General features: G+C 40.2%; 17 protein-coding genes and 1 pseudogene. 7 read left to right on the top strand and 11 right to left on the bottom strand.

Features of this window, described 5'->3' with window-relative positions; genetic code table 11:
- The first annotated feature begins 53 nt into the window (after positions 1-53).
- The gene (locus tag BW986_RS01485; protein ID WP_076364467.1) at positions 54-683 is read left to right on the top strand and encodes a poly-gamma-glutamate hydrolase family protein; all 630 of its coding nucleotides are present in this window, start codon (positions 54-56) and stop codon (positions 681-683) included.
- Between the two features lie 5 nt (positions 684-688).
- On the opposite strand, the gene BW986_RS01480 is transcribed toward BW986_RS01485, so the two are convergent.
- Complete coding sequence (locus BW986_RS01480; RefSeq protein ID WP_076364465.1) at positions 689-1891, bottom strand: C40 family peptidase; 1203 nt, start codon at positions 1889-1891, stop codon at positions 689-691.
- 392 nt (positions 1892-2283) lie between these two features.
- On the opposite strand from BW986_RS01480, the gene BW986_RS01475 reads away from it, so the two are divergent.
- Positions 2284-2565 carry a HesB/IscA family protein gene (locus BW986_RS01475; protein ID WP_260320749.1) on the top strand — a complete coding sequence of 94 codons (282 nt, stop codon included), beginning with the start codon at positions 2284-2286 and terminating at the stop codon, positions 2563-2565.
- 52 nt (positions 2566-2617) lie between these two features.
- On the opposite strand, the gene BW986_RS01470 is transcribed toward BW986_RS01475, so the two are convergent.
- The 6 genes from BW986_RS01470 to BW986_RS01445 form a co-directional block, all read right to left on the bottom strand.
- A complete protein-coding gene (locus BW986_RS01470) occupies positions 2618-3283 on the bottom strand; it encodes a DUF2642 domain-containing protein (RefSeq protein WP_076364461.1) in 666 nt (221 codons plus the stop codon).
- 24 nt (positions 3284-3307) lie between these two features.
- On the bottom strand, positions 3308-4663 hold the full coding sequence (locus tag BW986_RS01465; RefSeq protein ID WP_076364459.1) for an arsenic transporter: 1356 nt from the start codon (positions 4661-4663) through the stop codon (positions 3308-3310).
- Between the two features lie 612 nt (positions 4664-5275).
- Positions 5276-6526 (bottom strand): MFS transporter, encoded by a 1251-nt coding sequence (locus tag BW986_RS01460; protein WP_076364457.1) that lies wholly within the window; start codon positions 6524-6526, stop codon positions 5276-5278.
- A 588-nt stretch (positions 6527-7114) separates the two neighbouring features.
- On the bottom strand, positions 7115-7600 hold the full coding sequence (locus tag BW986_RS01455) for an SRPBCC family protein (protein ID WP_076364455.1): 486 nt from the start codon (positions 7598-7600) through the stop codon (positions 7115-7117).
- A 14-nt stretch (positions 7601-7614) separates the two neighbouring features.
- Positions 7615-8124 carry a GNAT family N-acetyltransferase gene (locus tag BW986_RS01450; RefSeq protein ID WP_076364453.1) on the bottom strand — a complete coding sequence of 170 codons (510 nt, stop codon included), beginning with the start codon at positions 8122-8124 and terminating at the stop codon, positions 7615-7617.
- 25 nt (positions 8125-8149) lie between these two features.
- Positions 8150-8668: a YfiT family bacillithiol transferase gene (locus tag BW986_RS01445; protein ID WP_081395471.1), complete on the bottom strand. Its 519-nt coding sequence runs from the start codon at positions 8666-8668 to the stop codon at positions 8150-8152.
- A gap of 192 nt (positions 8669-8860) precedes the next feature.
- Between BW986_RS01445 and BW986_RS01435 the strand changes: the two genes are divergently transcribed.
- The 4 genes from BW986_RS01435 (at position 8861) to BW986_RS01420 (ending at position 13991) form a co-directional block, all read left to right on the top strand.
- Positions 8861-10015: an endospore germination permease gene (locus BW986_RS01435; protein WP_081395470.1), complete on the top strand. Its 1155-nt coding sequence runs from the start codon at positions 8861-8863 to the stop codon at positions 10013-10015.
- Positions 9990-11474 carry a spore germination protein gene (locus BW986_RS01430; protein ID WP_076364448.1) on the top strand — a complete coding sequence of 495 codons (1485 nt, stop codon included), beginning with the start codon at positions 9990-9992 and terminating at the stop codon, positions 11472-11474. Before BW986_RS01435 ends, BW986_RS01430 begins: the two co-directional genes overlap by 26 nt.
- Before the next feature lie 4 nt (positions 11475-11478).
- Entirely contained in the window at positions 11479-12624 is a 1146-nt protein-coding gene (locus tag BW986_RS01425) for a Ger(x)C family spore germination protein (RefSeq protein ID WP_076364446.1), read from the top strand.
- A gap of 929 nt (positions 12625-13553) precedes the next feature.
- On the top strand, positions 13554-13991 hold the full coding sequence (locus tag BW986_RS01420) for a GNAT family N-acetyltransferase (RefSeq protein ID WP_076364444.1): 438 nt from the start codon (positions 13554-13556) through the stop codon (positions 13989-13991).
- A 56-nt stretch (positions 13992-14047) separates the two neighbouring features.
- Here the strand turns inward: BW986_RS01420 and BW986_RS01415 are convergent, their stop codons facing one another.
- Positions 14048-14332 carry a transition state genes transcriptional regulator AbrB gene (locus tag BW986_RS01415; RefSeq protein WP_076364442.1) on the bottom strand — a complete coding sequence of 95 codons (285 nt, stop codon included), beginning with the start codon at positions 14330-14332 and terminating at the stop codon, positions 14048-14050.
- 500 nt (positions 14333-14832) lie between these two features.
- Here BW986_RS01415 and BW986_RS01410 point away from each other — a divergent pair, with 500 nt between their 5' ends.
- Positions 14833-15804 (top strand): DMT family transporter, encoded by a 972-nt coding sequence (locus tag BW986_RS01410; protein ID WP_076364440.1) that lies wholly within the window; start codon positions 14833-14835, stop codon positions 15802-15804.
- A 63-nt stretch (positions 15805-15867) separates the two neighbouring features.
- Here BW986_RS01410 and BW986_RS01405 read toward each other — a convergent pair whose 3' ends face one another.
- From BW986_RS01405 to BW986_RS01395, 3 genes and pseudogenes are all read right to left on the bottom strand, one after another.
- Positions 15868-16770 carry a sensor histidine kinase gene (locus BW986_RS01405; RefSeq protein ID WP_076364438.1) on the bottom strand — a complete coding sequence of 301 codons (903 nt, stop codon included), beginning with the start codon at positions 16768-16770 and terminating at the stop codon, positions 15868-15870.
- A gap of 18 nt (positions 16771-16788) precedes the next feature.
- Entirely contained in the window at positions 16789-17547 is a 759-nt protein-coding gene (locus tag BW986_RS01400; RefSeq protein ID WP_076364436.1) for an ABC transporter permease, read from the bottom strand.
- Positions 17540-18458: pseudogene (locus BW986_RS01395) on the bottom strand (ABC transporter ATP-binding protein). The gene BW986_RS01400 and the pseudogene BW986_RS01395 overlap by 8 nt, the downstream one beginning before the upstream one ends.
- Positions 18459-18508: the final 50 nt, after the last annotated feature.

The following is an 18508-nucleotide window of genomic DNA, read 5'->3' as shown; positions in this document are numbered from 1 at the left end:
TTGCCGTCAACGGATATGGAAGATTAAATACACTTCAGATACGGAGGATAACCATGAATGAAAATAGCTATACCGATTTTATTGAACTGCAGCAAAATGAACAAGAAGAACTCGATTACCGCATCATGGCTCACCACAGGAATCCTGATATCGCAATTCTAGCCATACACGGCGGGAACATCGAACCGGGAACTAGCGAGATTGCAGCCGCACTTGGAGAGAGACTTTGTGCAAGCACCTATCTATTCGAAGGTCTTAAACCAAGGGGTAACCAGGTCCTCCATATAACATCCTGCTTGTTCAATGAACCGGCCGGCGTTTCAATGGCAGCGAACGCCCAGACCACCCTTTCGATCCATGGCCACTACGACTTGCATAATGCGCTGGTTTACATTGGCGGTAGGAACGAACCCTATAAGAACCTTATTCAGCAATGCCTAAACAAAGCTGGATTTCAAACTGATCATGCACCGCAGCACCTTTCAGGCATGAAAGGAAACAACATCACCAACTCATCCAAGACGGGTGCAGGCGTACAATTGGAACTTTCCACAAAGCTTAGGAAAAGCTTTTTCAAAGGTGATGACTTTACCAGTAAGAACAGGGTCAATCCGAGTGATCTTTTTAATCGGTTCGTTACTGCCATTGAAAAAGCGACCCTTGAATATAAACAGGTTGAATGACTTTCTTAGTCCATGAGGCTTTCAACTTGACCGAAGCTTTCGAATTTCTCGGCAAAATAACCTGACGAAAGGTTGGAGATATGAACGCCTGCATTTTCCGTTGTATGGAGAAAACGGCCATCACCTAGATATATACCTACATGGGTCACACCCAGCCTTGTTCCTGTATCCCTAAAAAACACTAAATCCCCGGCCTTTGGATTTTCGATTTTGGGGAGCAATGAGAAGTAATCCTCAGCGGAGCCCCGTTTTACTGAAAGGCCCTGCTCCTTCATGACCCAATAAATGAAGCCGCTGCAATCCATTCCATTCATCGGATCTTCTCCCCCGAAAACATAGGGGAATCCGCGAAAAGTGTATGCATACTTGATGACATCATATGCTTTATCATATGCAGCCTCCTGGTTTACATAAAACGGATATAACGGGTTGCTGTATAGTTGAAGGTACTGTCCATTCATCAACTCATCAGTACTTAACGCGTTACGACTTTTGATCGTATTCACTGAAATGCTGTAATTCTCCGATATACTTTTAAGCGTTTCTCCCGTTTGGACGATATGCTCTCCTTTTGGCGTGTATGTTTTGTACACCACTTGGTATTTTGCAAAGTAATCTTCTGTAGTGGATCTCACCTGAACCGTTTCTGCACCATATCCAGAATTGACAAATTGGTTTTTGCCGACATATATACCCGCAGTCACGACCTTTAAGCTGTCTTTATCCAGAAAGAATATAATATCCCCGGTCTTCGGAGTGGCAGTATCCATCCCTTGCTTATAGAAACCATCTACTGTCAAACGGTCAACCGGCACATTTAGCCGGGAAAGCACCCAATGAATCAATCCGCTCGAATCAAACCCTTTTTCTGGCGTCTCCTCTCCAGCTGACTTTTTAAACCCTATAAAAGATTTCGCATATCTCGCAATTTTTTTTCCTCTCTCCGACCATTGATAGACGGAAGGAGTATACGCCGTTTGAATGATTGCCAACTTTTGGCCCGCAAATAACCTATCATCCGGTAAACCATTCGTTTTCATTAATTGCTTAGCCGATATATCATATGTCCTGGCAATCGATTCTACCGTTTCGCCAGGGATTACAGTATGCACAGGATCTGCAGCATCGGCCTTTAAACCAGGTAAAAAAGTAAAACTAACCATGAATACCACTGTAAGTATCATACGGCTTATTTTTCCATTAAACATTTTAATCCTTCCTTTATACACTGAAATATTTTTTAATTTACGATGTTCAAGTAAATTCCATCATATGAATCTTCGATCCTATCATCCACTCGAGCGGATGTGTCTTAATGCTCATCACCACAATATTATCGGCGAACCAAATGAAACCTTTAGCCTATTTTTTACAAAAAAAATTATCAGCAGGATTCAATAAAACACCTTAAAAATAAATCAGCGCTGAAAAATTTCACCCCACCCGAGATAAGTGAAAATCGAAGAATTCCTAGAGGATTTTATTTTTTTGTGCAGAATGGGTAAAGTTGGATTAAAGGGATCCCGGTCATGACGTGCATATACGGCTTGCCCTATTTATGAAGTGGATAACGATATAGGAGTGAAGATTTTTGATTAAGATGACAAAGAAAGCCCGGCAGGCAATTAAAGATATGCAGCATAGTTTGGGAGGGGAAACGTATTTAAGGTTTGGCATAAACAGACCTTGCTGTAACCAGATGAACTATACATTAAGCTTGGCAATCTCTAAAAAGGAGCATGAGGAAATACTCGTTTTACATGATATAAAAATGTTGCTCGATCCATCGGACTCCCATCTTATAGATCAAACGGAAATTGATTGTGAAGGCGATGGTTTTTTGATCAGGAACCCGAATCCGCTGGTATCACCCATCATCTAGCAGAAGAAAATAAGGGGAAAGCTTAAATGGCCTTCCCCCCGTTTCTATGAAACTATGGCATGTACACGGTTTTAATATGTGATAGCTTCAAAAACACATGATCTCCATTGGCTGTCTTTAATTCAACCAAGTTGTTTTCCGCCTTTTTAAGCATACCGATTTTCATCGGGTCCTCTCCCCCATCAAATACTACTAGCTTTCCTGCATTTTTCTTTAATTGGTCTTCCAAAGAACGTAGCATCGGTACATCTGAAGGGTTGACAGGAAAACTCTCTTTACTGAGTGTATAGGGTGTGGCATTTTGATTGTACGGAGTAAGCCATTTAAGGTGATGCAGCGAGACATACATCATTTTATATACAGGCGAGTAGAATGCAAAGTAATCATTGAAAACATTGGTGATATAGCCGTGTAAAGGAATGTGTCCAGCAACATGGATTGCTGAAAAAACTCCTTTTGCGCTCATTAGTGTTTTACGATAGGAAATCGACGCCATGTCTTCCATCATGGGGGACTCCATAGGATTTTTAATCTCGTTATCTATCTCTGTACTCAGATTGAATCTATGGACGTGCAGCATAGGAAAATACAAAAACTGCTTTCCATTGAACAACACTAGAATATCCGTGCTCAAATCAGTTAGAATTCCTTTGAAAGTTTTTTTTCCTGAGATTTGGACATCAATCTGTTTACCCAGTAATGCAAACGCATCACTCATTACTATCTCCTCCTAGGGGGTTATTCAGCTAAAAATCATTTGCACCCAATAAAATAATAAGAGCAGTGTCAGCACTGTCGTAATTGGTATGACTATCAGGGATACACTTAAATAATCTTTCCACTTTATATTCACTTTGTATTGTTTCAGGATATGCATCCAGATAAGTGAGGCAAGAGTACCGATGGGCAATAACAATGATCCCATGTCACTACCGATTATATTAGCTAGATAAATAGTTTTTAATGTGATCGGATCCAGTCCCATTTCGGTTAAGGTAATGGTTCCTATCATTAGTGCCGGATGATTATTGAAAATGTTTGATAAAATCGAAACCAATCCTCCCATGACAAAGCTAGCACTCAGTAACCCTTGATTTACAATCGGTTCGCATATCTGTACGAGCATGGCTGTAAGGCCTACATTATGGAGACCATAAATGATGACATACATGGAGAATGCGAATATCAGGATGTGCCATGGGGTCTTTTTTAGGATATCGACAGGGTTTGTTCGTAAATGATACCATCTCCAGATCAGTAAAGATAAAGAGCCAAGTACAGCAACCCACTCGATTGGAATGGAAAAATAAGAAGCTACAAAGAGTAAACAGCGCACCACGAACACATAGAGCAATACTTTCAACATGAATCTTGTGCGTTGCCTTTTTGTTTCAACCGTCATTTTTCCCTTTAAAGGATGGAAATTCTTAGTGAAGAAACTTTCCTCAATGTCATAAGAAATATTCGGCAGTTTCTTGGGCAGTTTTTTCTTGACCACTGCGAACATCAACCATGACATGAAGATCAACCCCAAAGTTGCAGGTACAAACATCATGGCAGTATGCATATAAAGCGACATATGAACAATTTTCAAAGCGATTAAATTGACTATATTACTCACGCCTATAGGCGCACTTGAAGCTGTTGCAATCAATGCTCCACTCAAAAGATACGGGATGGCTTCATGTGGTTTTAATCTGAGATTTTTCAAAAGCAAGATCAATATGGGGGTCGTAATCATGATGCTGCCGTCGTTATTGAATAACAAGGTCATTAAAAAGCACAATAATTGAATGTACCAATACAGGCGATACCCCGATCCTCTGGCAAGGTTGGCAAGTCTCGCAGCCGCCCAGTGAAAAAAGCCGAAACTTTCCAAGATGACTGCCATGACAATCGTTGCCATGATGGTGATCGATGCGCCCCCGATTTTATTGATGATATCCAAAATATCGCCTTGGGATACTGTGCCAGTCAGCAAAATTATCACGGCACCGATTGAAGCTGGCCATGCTTCATTGATACCTCCTGGCCTCCACAATATAACTATCATTGTCATGACAAACACAAAAATAGTCATTCCTATTTCGAAATGCATGTTGTTCTCCCCTTTTTGGGCCTTGAGCCATTGGGCCCTACTTGTCCGATTCCTATATATTATTCCCCTTTGTAAAAAAAGCATGGATACTTGACCAGCTCCTCTAAATTGTACTTTTGTACTTCTAGTGATTTTGTCCACTAAAGAGAGATGCCCTGTTCACAGAAATCAGGGTCAATGGCAATACAACCAAAAAGGGGAAACCACTTAGTGGCTTCCCCTTTTGCAACGCTTATGTTTTCCATTCCGCTAATTCTTTATCTGGAATTCCCCAACCGTGTGCTCCAAATCAGTTATTAACTGTGTAAGCTGCTGTGTATATTGAGCAAGTTCATTGGATGCAGCGGCTTGTTCTCCATCGATGATGCAATTTCTTCTGATGAAGCCGTCGTTTGCTGAGATACGGCTGTGATTTCTTCTATCACTTTAATTACCTAGCAGCAGAATCATTCCGATAACTACCATCCAATTAAATACTTTCCTCAAAAACTCCATCTTTTCCTCCTTAGCCAAATCTATGAGGCTGACAAATATCCAATCCCCTATGATATTCAATAATATCCTTATCTGCCGGAACTGGCTCCAGTCCTTCATCTTGCCAGTGATGTACCATTACTCGGGGGCATCTTTCGAGATCGGTTTTCCGGCTTCGATCAACACTTTGCTGCCCAGTAGGAAAAAGCCTTGAATGAACAGCAATAAACCAGTTCCTATAAGCAGCCATTCTATTTTAATGATATCGGATATCGGTCCGAATACAAGCATCCCCAGCGGCATCATCGAAGTCGAGATCATCCCTAAAACACCAAATACCCTCCCAAGAAGATCACCCTCGACCTTCTCCTGTAACAAGACCGTGGACGGCGTATTAAAGATGGGCATCGCCAATCCGACTACCCCCATGATGACCAAGTAAATCCAGAAAACGGGGATGATTCCAAGAGCGAAAGTACAGGCACCAATTATAAGGCTCGCAAGTGTCATCGTATGGATCTTGTTTTTAAAGCCTCCCCAGGATGCCATGAAAATCCCGCCTAGCATCATACCAATGGCAAAGGTGATTTCTATCGCAGTCAACCGCCAAACATCATTCCCGAAAGAGCGTGTGACCTGAAGCGGTGTAAGAAATGCAACAGGTGCGGCAAGCACGAAGAAAAATGCGAAAAACATAAAGAATTTCTTAAGAAAGTCGTGATTCCTGATATAGCTGAATCCTTCTTGCAAATCGGTGAAATAGCTGGTTGTTTGCTTTTGTAATGCCTTCGCATGTGCTGGAATTTTCAAAAATGCCAACAATGTGAAGATGGCAATTGCAGCTGTAATCACATCAATGAAGAAAATGGTTTCGATTGAAGCCATCGTAAGCAGCGCGCCGCTCACCATGGGGGAAACGAGCATCACTAGCGCTTGTATGCTTCCATTCGTTCCGTTCACCTTCGTAAGCTTATCCTCTGGCACAAGCTGAGGAAGAATGGCACCGACGGCAGGAGTCTGGATTCCCGTTCCGATTGCCCGGACAGCGGACATGACGAAAAGCAGCCAAAGCTCATCGTAGCCGATTAAAAACAGGATGGCCAATATCAGCGTTGAAATGGCAATCAATGAATCCGAAAGAATGATCAGCATCTTCCGATTATAGCGGTCTGCCCATACCCCAGCGATTGGGGAGAGTATAAAGGTAGGCACGAAACCACAAACGATGGATATCGTCATCATGACACCCGACTGTGTATTCAACGTGATATACCACATGATGGCATACTGAACCAAGGACGAACCAAAGAGGGATATGGTCTGACTGCCTAGAAAAAGAATGATATTCTTTTTCCAATTGTCCTTTACTTGTTCATTTAATGATTTCATCTCTCAAACACCTCATTCTATTTTCAATATTTTTTTCTTTATGCCCTAAAAAAAACACAGGCTATCTGCCTGTGTTTAGAGTAAATGGATCAGAACCTATCTAAAGAAACCTGAGATGATGATTATTTTCACGATAAAAAATAATCTCCCACCGGCCTTCGGTTTGGTCAATATAATGGAGAATCAACCCTCACGTATCCATATGACCTCCATGGATAGGTAAGGTATTTCTCCTTAATCATTCTTCTATTTTAAAGTCAACTGGAATAGCGAAACCCTTTGCTGCGGCTTCAGCTGGCCAGCAAAAAAAAGAGGTTGACTCGTCTCTTTTTCGCAAAAGCGTAAAATGAAGGTTTCCTTAAAAAATAGACAGACCATTCCCATCTACCCTGCGGACATGCAGAGTCCTTGAACGTATTCAATTAACGGTTCAAAGATTGGAAACGCAGTCTGATAAAAGTCACTAGGAAAACCTCCATTTCTTAAAAGTTACAGTCATCTTAACATGGCACCATCTGGAATATCAACAATAAACTTCCTTCATATCATTAGCATCAGTTCGGTTTTATTTATTCACCTGCATTCCATTCATCCATCAAGTCGTTCGACGGCGACCGTATATTCCTTATGCCATTTTTTCCATTCATCCATTGGGAAGTCCTGATGATGACCATCAATTAAATCACTCAACATATCGAGGCAAACATGCCAGCCAGCCAAATCTTTTGATGTATGATCATTAACTGGCGTGATGTATTCTTTCAATACTAATGAGCATCCATCCTTTTCAGGGGATACCTCGAAACGAACCCAGCCCTCACCCCAATCAAAATCCAAAACGGCAGATTCTTGGAATTCCCTGATCTTCATATCAAATGATTTCCCTGACCCATCATTGAAATTGAACTTTATGGTCCCGTCTTTTCGAAGGTCCTTCATTTCCAGGTTGGACATCCACTTTTCCACCTTATCATTCTCCGTTAAAGCACTCCATACCTCTTCCACCGAATGATTAAGCGGGCGATTGAATCTTGCGATAATCCCATTACCCTCTTTTTGGATTACAGCTTGCATATACATTCCCCCATTCAATTCTTTTTTTTATAATAAAATATGGTTGGATGGAAATCACCATTTGCAGATTGCGCATAATCGGGAATCCTGCCTGCCTGAATATATCCCAATGAATTATACAGGGAGTTAGAAGGATCTCCTTCCCTTGTATCAAGGACCAATAATGTCCGTCCCTCCTGCTTGGCCCTCTTCTCAGCCTCTAGCATTAGTGAACGCCCTATTCCATTTCTTCTATACCCAGTATGCGTCATTAATTTTGCGATTTCCGCACGATGGCCGCCGTTTTGCTTTGAACATAAATGTAACTGTACGCTCCCGACAATCTCACCCTGTAATTTAGCGACAAACAGAATCACATCAGGATTTAGGGCACCACCCCAGTAATCTATGGCCTCAGACTGTTTCATGGGAGGTAAAAAACCAATGGACGCGCCATCTTCCACCACCTGCACCAAAAGTTCCGAAAGTTCATTAAGATGGTATTCGATTGATGTTAATTGTTCGATTTTCACATTGGCATTCACATAATCACACCTTTCAGAGTCATATTCACCATCCCTGGCGCTTTGATAAAGAAGTAATGTGAGCCAGATGATGGCGTCCGTGCCATGCATAAATGCCTATATTTTTACCGACTGTCACCTCTCCTGAATCAGGATGGATAAATGTTCGGCTCAGGTCATCCGCATGAAGACCAGTTAAAAGTTTGCACATTCGGATATGTATACTTTCGATTAGTGTTAGAGAAACTTCAATCGGCAAATCATAATCAGGCAGCTCTGCCCATTGCCCTTCCTCGTACGTTTTAATGACCGGGCTTTCTTCCGTAAGGGCCAATTTGAAGCGGATAACCGCATTCATATGACTATCAGCAACATGATGCACCACCTGGCGGACAGTCCATCCTCCAGGCCGATAAGCCGTATCAAGCTTTTCATCATCCATGTTACATACCGCTTCCCGCAGCATCCGAGGCAAAGCTTCAATCTCGTTGATCCATCCCTCGGCTACATCACTAGTAATTTCCCCGTCAAACTGAAACTTTCCAACCGGATATCTTAAATCCATCTTCATTCCCCCTTGATGCTCAAAAAAAAGCATCTATATATATTCTTTATTCTTATTCTTTATTGATTAAGACAAATCCTTTTTACCGGCAATTCTTTGTTTTGCAAGCCTGCACATGCTTTCATTAACAGGAATTTTAATCCAATCATTATTACGTATACTTTTTCCACATTTAGCAACCATAACAAAAGAATGGCATGTGCATCAATCCACTCTTTAAACAATGGAAATGGGGATAGGATCATCTTGAAGAAAATCAGTTCGATACAAACCCTTAGTATCTTCTTTTTATCAATCGGCCTTCTTAATCATGTTATTTTGATCCCTTTCCTCCTATCCACCGGCGGAAGGGATTCTTGGTTTTTTTCTATCCTTATTATTGGTTTGATACCGATTTGGGTCTACATATTATCGAGGATAATCAAGAATATGAATAATCAATCCCTGACAAATTGGCTTGATAATAGATTTGGGAAACCTATTAAAAATATCGTTTTATTCTTTATCGTGATTTATCTGATCAGCCTTGTATTGGCAACAACCAAGGAAACGATTGATTGGATCACGACAACCTTTCTTTTTGAAACCCCAAGTTTAGCGATTATCATTCCGTTTACGCTGCTATGCATCTTTCTTGCCCATTCAGGTATGCACTCCATCGCCATTTGCTCTTCTGTATTATTGCCAATAGTCATCATACTTGGCATTTTCGTTGCGACCGGAAATATGCCGACTAAAGACTATAGCCACCTCCTTCCCCTTTTCGAGAATGGCTATTTTCATGGTGTTAAGTCCTTGCAGTATTCTGGTTATGGTCTTGCCGAACTGATTTTAATCGCTTTTTTCCAGGAAAAGCTTACTGATAAGATCAGTCGGAAAGTATTGGTTTTCCTATGTCTCGGTTTATTGTTTCTACTTATGGGCCCATTAACAGCAGCACTCGCCGAATTCAGCCCGACCTTAGCCGAAGCCATGAGGTACCCTGCCTATGAACAGTGGCGGCTGCTGACTATTGGAAAATATATTGAACATACAGATTTCTTTTCCATTTATCAATGGCTTGCTGGTGCATATATCCGTGTTTCACTGGCATTATTCATAATAATGGAAATCTTTAATAGGAAAACGGAAAAAATGAAGGTAGGAATTCTTTTCGCTGTCGGCTTTCTCATGGTCGTCATCTCCATCGTACCATTCAGTAATTTCAAGTTTTTGCATGTGACCCAGACCTATTATTATCCTGGCGTTTTTTATTTCCTGTTACTTTTGTCCGCCTTTTTGTTTATCGGCACGTTCATTAGATCTAAGGAGGGGAAACGACATGAGAATGAAACGATCCAAAAATGAACCAACCCTGATTGAATTAAAGGAGGAAACATTTCGGGAGTTATTCAGTTCAAGCTCGGATATCATGTTTGATACGATTTATATCGGAGAAACCGAAAGACCCATTCCTGTCCTTATATTTTATTGCTCGGGTATGGCCGATATCAGTTTACTGAACGAGGGGATTTTGGAAAAGTTAAACAAAATGATGGAATTGGATGAGAGAATCGATGAAGAAGAGGCAATCAACAAGCTAAAACCATTGGTAGATTTGACTAAAGTGACGATTGATAGTGAATTCAATAGCGTCCAGCAGCTGATTTTCTCAGGGAATGCCTTATTATTCATTCCATCAACCCAAAAGTTATTTTCAATAAATTTGTCCAATGTTCCGAACAGGCAGCCTGAGGAGTCTTCCTTCGAGGTCTCTGTAAGAGGACCAAGAGATGGATTTGTCGAGGATTTATCCATGAATACCGCTTTAGTCAGAAAGCGGCTAAAAACAAAATCGCTTGCCTATGAAGACTTTATTGTCGGCAGGCGCAGTCAAACAAAAGTCGCACTAATGTACATGGATGACATCATTGATAAAGAACTGGTCAAAAATGTGAGGTCCAAGATTAACTCCCTAGATATTGATATATTGGTAAGCAGCCAACAATTGGAGGAATTGATCACAAACAGTAAATTTAGTATCTTTCCACTCACTCATTATACAAGTCGCCCCGACTTTGCAGTGGAAGCACTCAATCAAGGAAGATTCATTTTGATCGTGGACGGTATGCCTACAATAATAGTGGCACCTTCTACCCTACTATTGCAAATAAAAACAGCAGAAGATTCGAATCTTCCTTATCTATTTGTAAGTCTTGAGCGACTTCTTCGCATTATGGGGCTTGGCATTACCGTTTTATTGCCGGGGTTCTGGATATCCATTTCCGCTTTCAACATTGAACAGGTGCCGTTCCCATTATTGGCCACCATCACCCTTTCAAGGCTTGGACTTCCCTTATCCGCCACCATGGAATTCATTCTCATGCTCCTTTTATTTGAATTATTTCGAGAATCCGGAGTCAGGTTACCTAAAGCGGTTGGGCAGACAGTTGCTGTTGTAGGCGGCCTCATTGTCGGTGATGCCGCGATAAGGGCCGGACTGACCTCACAAACCATGCTTGTGGTTACTGCCGTAACCTCTGTCGCATCCTATACTCTTGTAAACCAGTCTTTAACAGGGGCCGTAACGATTCTGCGTATGTTTGTGCTGTTACTAAGCTGTATTTATGGAATCTACGGCACGATTATCGGTTTCCTTACCATTGTCACTTTACTATCCAGGCTTGATTCATTCGGAATTTCATATATTGGAGGAATGAACCCGCCAATATTCCCTAAACTACTGGATTCATTCATAATGAGGCCATGGAATTCCCTGAGCAAACGATCCTTGGCCGCTAATGATAAGACCAGAAAGGGGCAGTAGAGCCATGTTCCGCATCTGCAAAATATTATTAACCATCCCTCTATTGCTTTTACTTTCTGGCTGCTGGGATGAAAAAACGATCCAGGACTTCCATTATATAACGGCCATCGGGATAGATTTCAAAGATGGGGAATACATTGTATATACGCAACTTGTGGACTTCGCTGCGGTAGCTAAAACGGAGGCAAAACCCTCTCAAGCTCCGCCCTTATATGTAGGGAAAGAAAAAGGGCGTTCCATCTCAATCGCTGTAAATAAACTAATGCAGAATACTCAACAGGCTCTCTATATCGGGCATGTTTCCACATTTGTCATCAGTGAAAATGTATTGAAGCAGCAAAGTACAGAAGTGGTGGATTTTATATACAGAAATCAATTACTTAGGTACTCAGCCAATATCTTTGCCACAAAAAGTTCCATAGATGAGCTTTTCTCCATTAACGGTTATTTTAATTTGTCGCCTTTATACACGACATTATATTTACCAGAAGATGTCTATCGTAATCGATCATACATCGAGCCCATTACGGTCCAAAAGTATTATTCCAATCAGCGGGAAAAATCATCAACGACCATCCTGCCCTCCATTTCCTGGAACGATACAGTATGGAAAGAAAAAGATAAAAAAAGAAGAAGCATCTATATGGATGGTGCATTTGCCATTTATTATAAAGTGTCCCAGCCCTGGTTCTCTGAAAAGGAATTGAGCGGCATACGCTGGCTCACTAAAAGGACCAACAAAACTCCCGTAAACATTAACATGAATAAGCAAGACATCTATGCATCTTTCTCCCATCCGCATTATCAAGTAAAGCCTGTTCTCAAGGATGGAAAGTACAAATTCGATATTGACGTTGACGTATCTGGAAAAATTCTGGGGCTTGATACACAAATGGATATCCATAAAATAAAACGGAAATTCGAAACCCAAATAAAAAATGAAATCCAATCAACATTCATGAAAGGGATTCAAAAGAACGCAGACCCTTTAAGCTTAGGCAAAATCCTTTATATCAAAGAGACAAAATACTGGCAAAAAAATCATATAAAAGAGCCGAAGGATTACTTAGATAAGGATTCACTACATGATATAAACGTAAAGGTACACATCCTTAACACAGGCGGATTAGAAGCTAAACCACTCGAGTAACGAATAAAAGAGGATTTGGTTTGTATTTTCAGTGCACAATTAAATTTGATAATGTTACATTCACGAGTAAATCGGCTTAATTCACGAGTATTTGCTCCCATTTCACGAGTAATCGCTTATATCTCGTGAGTATGCTGCTGCATTCTATGAGTAATGCCCCTTTCACGAGTAAATTGACTTAACTCACGAGTATTTGCTCCAAACTCACGAGTAAACGCTTATATTTCGTGAGTTTGCTGCTTAATTCTATGAGTAATGCCCCTTTCACGAGTAAATCGGCTTAATTCACGAGTATTTGCTCCCATTTCACGAGTAAATTGACTTAATTCACGAGTATTTGCTCCCAACTCACGAGTAAATTGACTTAATTCACGAGTATTTGCTCCCAACTCACGAGTAAATTGACCAAATTCACGAGTATTTGCCCCAAACTCACGAGTAAACGCTTATATTTCGTGAGTTTGCTGCTTAATTCTATGAGCTATGCCCCTTTCACGAGTAAATTGACCAAATTCACGAGTATTTGCTCCAAACTTACGAGTAAACGCTTATATTTCGTGAGTTTGCTGCTTAATTCTATGAGTTATGCCCCTTTCACGAGTAAATCGGCTTAATTCACGAGTATTTGCTCCAAACTCACGAGTAAATTGACCAAATTCACGAGTATTTGCTCCAAACTCACGAGTAAACGCTTATATCTCGTGAGTTTGCTGCTTAATTCTATGAGTAATGCCCCTTTCACGAGTAAATTGACCAATCTCAATCCATGAGTTTGTTGCCCAACTTGGGTTTAATAGCCCTTTTCATGTAGGATGGCGCCTTTTTGGGCTCCATCCTGATTTTTGGCGAAGGAAAATGTGCTCCTGAATTTGGCGGGAAGCATGATAAAATGGTAAATTTAGAGTATTCTAACAATTGGAGGTCCATTTATGAGCATACAGAAGGCTACATTACATGAGCTGGAATCACTGACGGAACTTTTTGATTTATACAGAGTGTTTTATGAGCAAACATCCGATCTTGGTCGTGCAAGGGAGTTTTTAAGGGAAAGGCTGACAAATGGGGAGTCTGTGGTTTTTATGGCCTATGATGAAGGAAATCCTATTGGTTTTGTACAATTATATCCTTCTTTTTCATCTGTGAGTATGATGCGGTCATGGGTATTGAATGATTTATTCGTGAAGGAGTCCGCTCGCAAAAAGGGATTTGGCGAGGAGTTATTGAACGCGGCCATCACTTTTGCACGTGAAACAGGTGCCAAAGGGGTTTCACTGGAGACAGGCAAGGATAATGTAAACGCACAGAAACTTTATGAAAAGATTGGTTTCGTCCGTGAATCGAACCATTTTTTTTATTTCACCATTTAATATAAAAAAGTGTAGGGAAAACCTTCCCTACACTTGGATGCTATTTATCTAGTATATTATTTAGCAGTTTCCATGCTGGCTTGAATTTCTTTAATTAGAAGTTCGGCACCTTCAGGGCTAAGTATTAATTTACCGTCAGCAAGTTTCATATTGTCATCGGAAACTTCACCTGTAACTTGGCAAGTCATGTTAGGTTTATATTTTTGAAGGATGATGCGGTCTTGTTCTACATAAATCTCAAGAGCGTCTTTCTCATTAATTCCTAATGTTCGGCGCAGTTCAATTGGAATGACTACCCGCCCTAATTCGTCAACTTTACGTACAATACCTGTAGATTTCATTTAATTTACCTCACTAACTTTCTTGCGAATGTTGCATTTATTTATTTCGTCACCATTCGACATTATTTGCACTTCTATAAAGATACCACTACCTACCATATTCGTCAATTCTCGTATCTTCATATATTATCTGCCTCTATATGTTTTTTATATAAAATATTAGCACCCCCTCATAATCCGCGTCATAATAACGTTTCTTGTTTGTTTTGTTGGTACATATTGTTAAATAAAACATTAGAATGGTAACGTCTTCATTTAATTCCAACAGCCATTCTTTTCATTTGATGTCGAATGATGGAGAATGAATTTCACTAGGCTAAAAGAATCCTGTTGATTTTCTATTGCTTTTGAAGGACAATTTAAATTGATCGCTTATAATATTTCGAAAATTCATTCCATTTTTACATAGTGGATTTTTATGGGGAATCTTTCAGAAAGCCGAAACGATTGCCATGCTTCCAGAGTCTTACTGACTCCTAAAACAGATTGAGGTGAGTCAATTGCGTCCGATTATATTAGGTATTTGTTCCGCTTTCTTTTTTGCATTTACATTTGTTTTAAATCAGGCCATGGAGTTATCTGGCGGAAGTTGGATATGGAGTGCTTCGCTGCGTTATATCTTTATGGTGCCTTTTCTGTTGTGTATCGTGTTGAGCAGAAAAAATCTGCGTCCCCTTTTACGAGTGATGAGAGAAAAGCCGGGTCCTTGGCTGCTTTGGAGTTTTGTCGGTTTTGGGTTATTTTATGCTCCTTTATGCTTTGCATCCGCCTACTCACCTGGCTGGTTAATTGCCGGCACTTGGCAAATCACTATCATTTCGGGTGCATTACTTGCGCCGCTGTTTTTTGAGAATGTCCAAACGAAAGATGGGCTCGAAAGGCAAAGAGGAAAGGTTTCTGTGAAAGGTCTCCTCATGTCCATGATCATCCTGCTTGGAATCATCCTGATGCAGCTGGAACACACCAAGCACATTTCAATGGCCAATCTTTGGCTGGGAGTCATCCCAATCGTCATCGCCTCTTTTGCATACCCATTGGGAAATCGCAAAATGATGGAAGTATCCGAAGGACGGTTGGATGCTTATCAGCGGGTATTGGGAATGACTTTGGCGAGTCTGCCATTCTGGTTCCTGCTTTCATTGTACGGTTTCTTTACAGTAGGGGCGCCGACGAAGATGCAAAGTTTCCAATCCCTTTTGGTAGCACTATTTTCCGGAGTCATCGCCACGGTCCTTTTTTTCAAGGCGACCGATTTGGTAAGCGGAAATATGCAGAAATTAGCTTCCGTTGAAGCTACACAATCGATGGAGGTCCTTTTTGCACTGGCTGGCGAATTACTATTCCTATCTTTACCGATGCCTTCTCCGTTATCGTGGTTCGGCATCTTTATCGTCATCATAGGAATGATCCTGCATAGCTATGTATCACATAAAAAAGAAGGTCCATCCCGGAAACGGATAGTGAGTGCCTAAATAGCAAGTTCAAAAAGCCCCGAAATCTTATCGGGGCTTTTTCGACCTGAAAACAGAACCTGACTATGTACTTTTTTTCCATTGACAGGTCATGATAAATTGATGATTTTTTAGTGAAGCAAAGAGCTCACCATCCATTTTGTTCATTAAACTTTTTGCAATAGATAGCCCTAGTCCCGCTCCTTTTTTATTTCTTGCTGTATCTCCTGTATAAAACCTATCAAAGATCCTCTCTACATCTTGTTCTGTCATTACATCTGTTTTGTTACGAATGGTAAAGACAATGGAAGATGATTCTTCTTTTAATGATATCTCTACCGAACCACTTGCATGCTTAAGAACATTACTCACTAAATTTTCAACAACTCTTTTTACTGCCGCTGGATCTGCATATAACATGATCTCTTCATCAGGCATGTCGATATCCACTTGTAAATGTCGCTCATGAAATGCATCATAATAGTTCATGAGCACTTCCCAGATACTCTGATTGAGATGGAATGTTTGAAACTGTAGCTCATGATCCATGGACTCCACTATAGATAATTCAAAAAATTCATTGAGTAAGTCTTGTAATCTTTTCGTTCGCCTTTTGACAATTCCAATATACTCTGCTCTTTCTTTTAAAGTTAAGTGCTCATCTTCTAACAACTGAATATAACCTAAAATGGAAGTTAGAGGCGTTCGCAGGTCATGGGACATATTGGCAATTGCCTGCTTCAATGTCTCTTCCGTTCGCTTTTGTTCCACCTTCATCTCAATCATGGAATCGAAATAACCATTGATTTCCACTGCCAGCCTTTCGATATCCCGATCAAAATATTCAATATCCAATTTCTTTTCTATATATCGATAACGATAATCTTGGAGCTGTTTCGTCATTCTTTTCATTTCTCGCTTCATGAAAAAAAGCCGGAAGAGAAAAACAACCGCTATGAACATACATATTACTGTTAAATGGATCATTTGCCTCCCCCTTTTTCATTACTTGATTTCTTTGCGGGAAAATACAAAGCAGCTTCCTATTGCACATACGGCAATAGTTAAAATTGGAACAATAAGCATCGTAAATAACTCTGTTTGTTCAAGTATGGTAGTAGGAATATCTTTTGATAATTTAATGATGCTATGATCATATATAGTTTGAATGATAGGGGAGTTTTTCGCGAATATTGAAAATGCAGCTTCCAATCCGAAAATGAACACAAATAAAAATGAAATGGTCTTTCCACTATCAGTAAAGATGAATCCTATGAGTGTCATAAAAGAGGCAAATGCTGCCCCATACAAAGCAAGTAACCCTATCAATGGAACAATAATTTCAACTACGGACAGGTTAGGGAATAAATGCGACCCTGATCCAAAGAATAAAGTGGACACTATCCAAAGAACAAGTGGGAATAAAATAGAAATAATGATTGCCCCGATCGTAAAGACTGACAGTTTCGCAAGAACGATTTCCATTCTTTTATTTCCACCGGATATCAAATTTTTCATCACACCTGTTGAATAATCACTTGAAATAAAAAATCCAGCTAAAATACAAGGTGCATATTTCAAAACAAGTTCATTCTGATTAACAAACGCTATCACAACGTCTAACCCTTTCATCTCTCCACTTGTACCCCTAATTAGCATCTCACTGGGAGCAAGAATTCCTATTAATATAATGGTTAATGTAATGGCCCAGAAAGAGCGATCATGTTTTAGCTTATAGAATTCCGCTTTCATAAGATTATTCATGGTTGCCGCCCCCAATAAGCTTTGTAAAGTATTCTTCTAAATCTTCACCCATTGGCATAAACTGCTCAATCCCCATTGGCAGCTAATGTTGTAGAAACAAGGCCTGGTTCACCTACAAATTTATATAATTTGATGATTCCGTCAGGCATTACTTCAAATTCTTTCGTACCTAATTCTTCTTCCAGCACTGCTACTCCCTGATGCGGCTTGTCTACTTTTATGTGTAAATAATGCTGACATTTTTCTTGTAAATCTTTCGCTGTTAACTCCTCTAATAAGTTTCCATCGTGAATGATCCCATAATGAGTTGCCAATAAATTCAATTCACTTAAGATATGACTGGAAATAAGAATCGTAATTCCTTTCTCACGGTTCAACTTCAATAGCAACTCACGGATTTCGACTACTCCCATTGGATCTAAGCCGTTTATCGGTTCATCCAGAATAAGAAATTCAGGCTCTGACAACAACGCCATCGCCAGTCCCAGTCTTTGTTTCATACCTAATGAAAAATTTCTCGTTTTTTTCTTTCCTGTATGTTGCAGCCCTACAAGTGCCAACGTTTTTTCAATGCATTCTTTCCCGGGAATGCCTCTTTGCACTCGATGGACCTCCAGGTTTTGCTTAGCAGTCATATGAGGAAATAAAGCTGGCCCTTCAATAATGGTTCCGACTCTTTTTCTTGCTTCAATCAATTTTTTTGGATCGGTTTCCCCAAATAGTTCGATGCTTCCCTCACTTGCAAAGGCTAATCCTGCCACAAGTTTAATGAAGGTTGACTTCCCTGCTCCATTTTGACCAATGAAGCCATATATGGCACCTTTTTTGATAGAAAGATTCACGTTATTTAATGCAGTGGTATGTTTATATTTTTTTGATAAACCGGATGTCCTTAATATATATTCACTCATTTTTTTCCTCCCTTATCTGTGATTCATCATAAAATGAAAATCATAAGGGA

The organism is Peribacillus simplex (assembly GCF_900156045.1).
In the GTDB taxonomy this organism is placed as follows: Bacteria; Bacillota; Bacilli; order Bacillales; family DSM-1321; genus Peribacillus; species Peribacillus simplex_D.
This window is presented reverse-complemented; position numbering and strand designations above follow the sequence as displayed.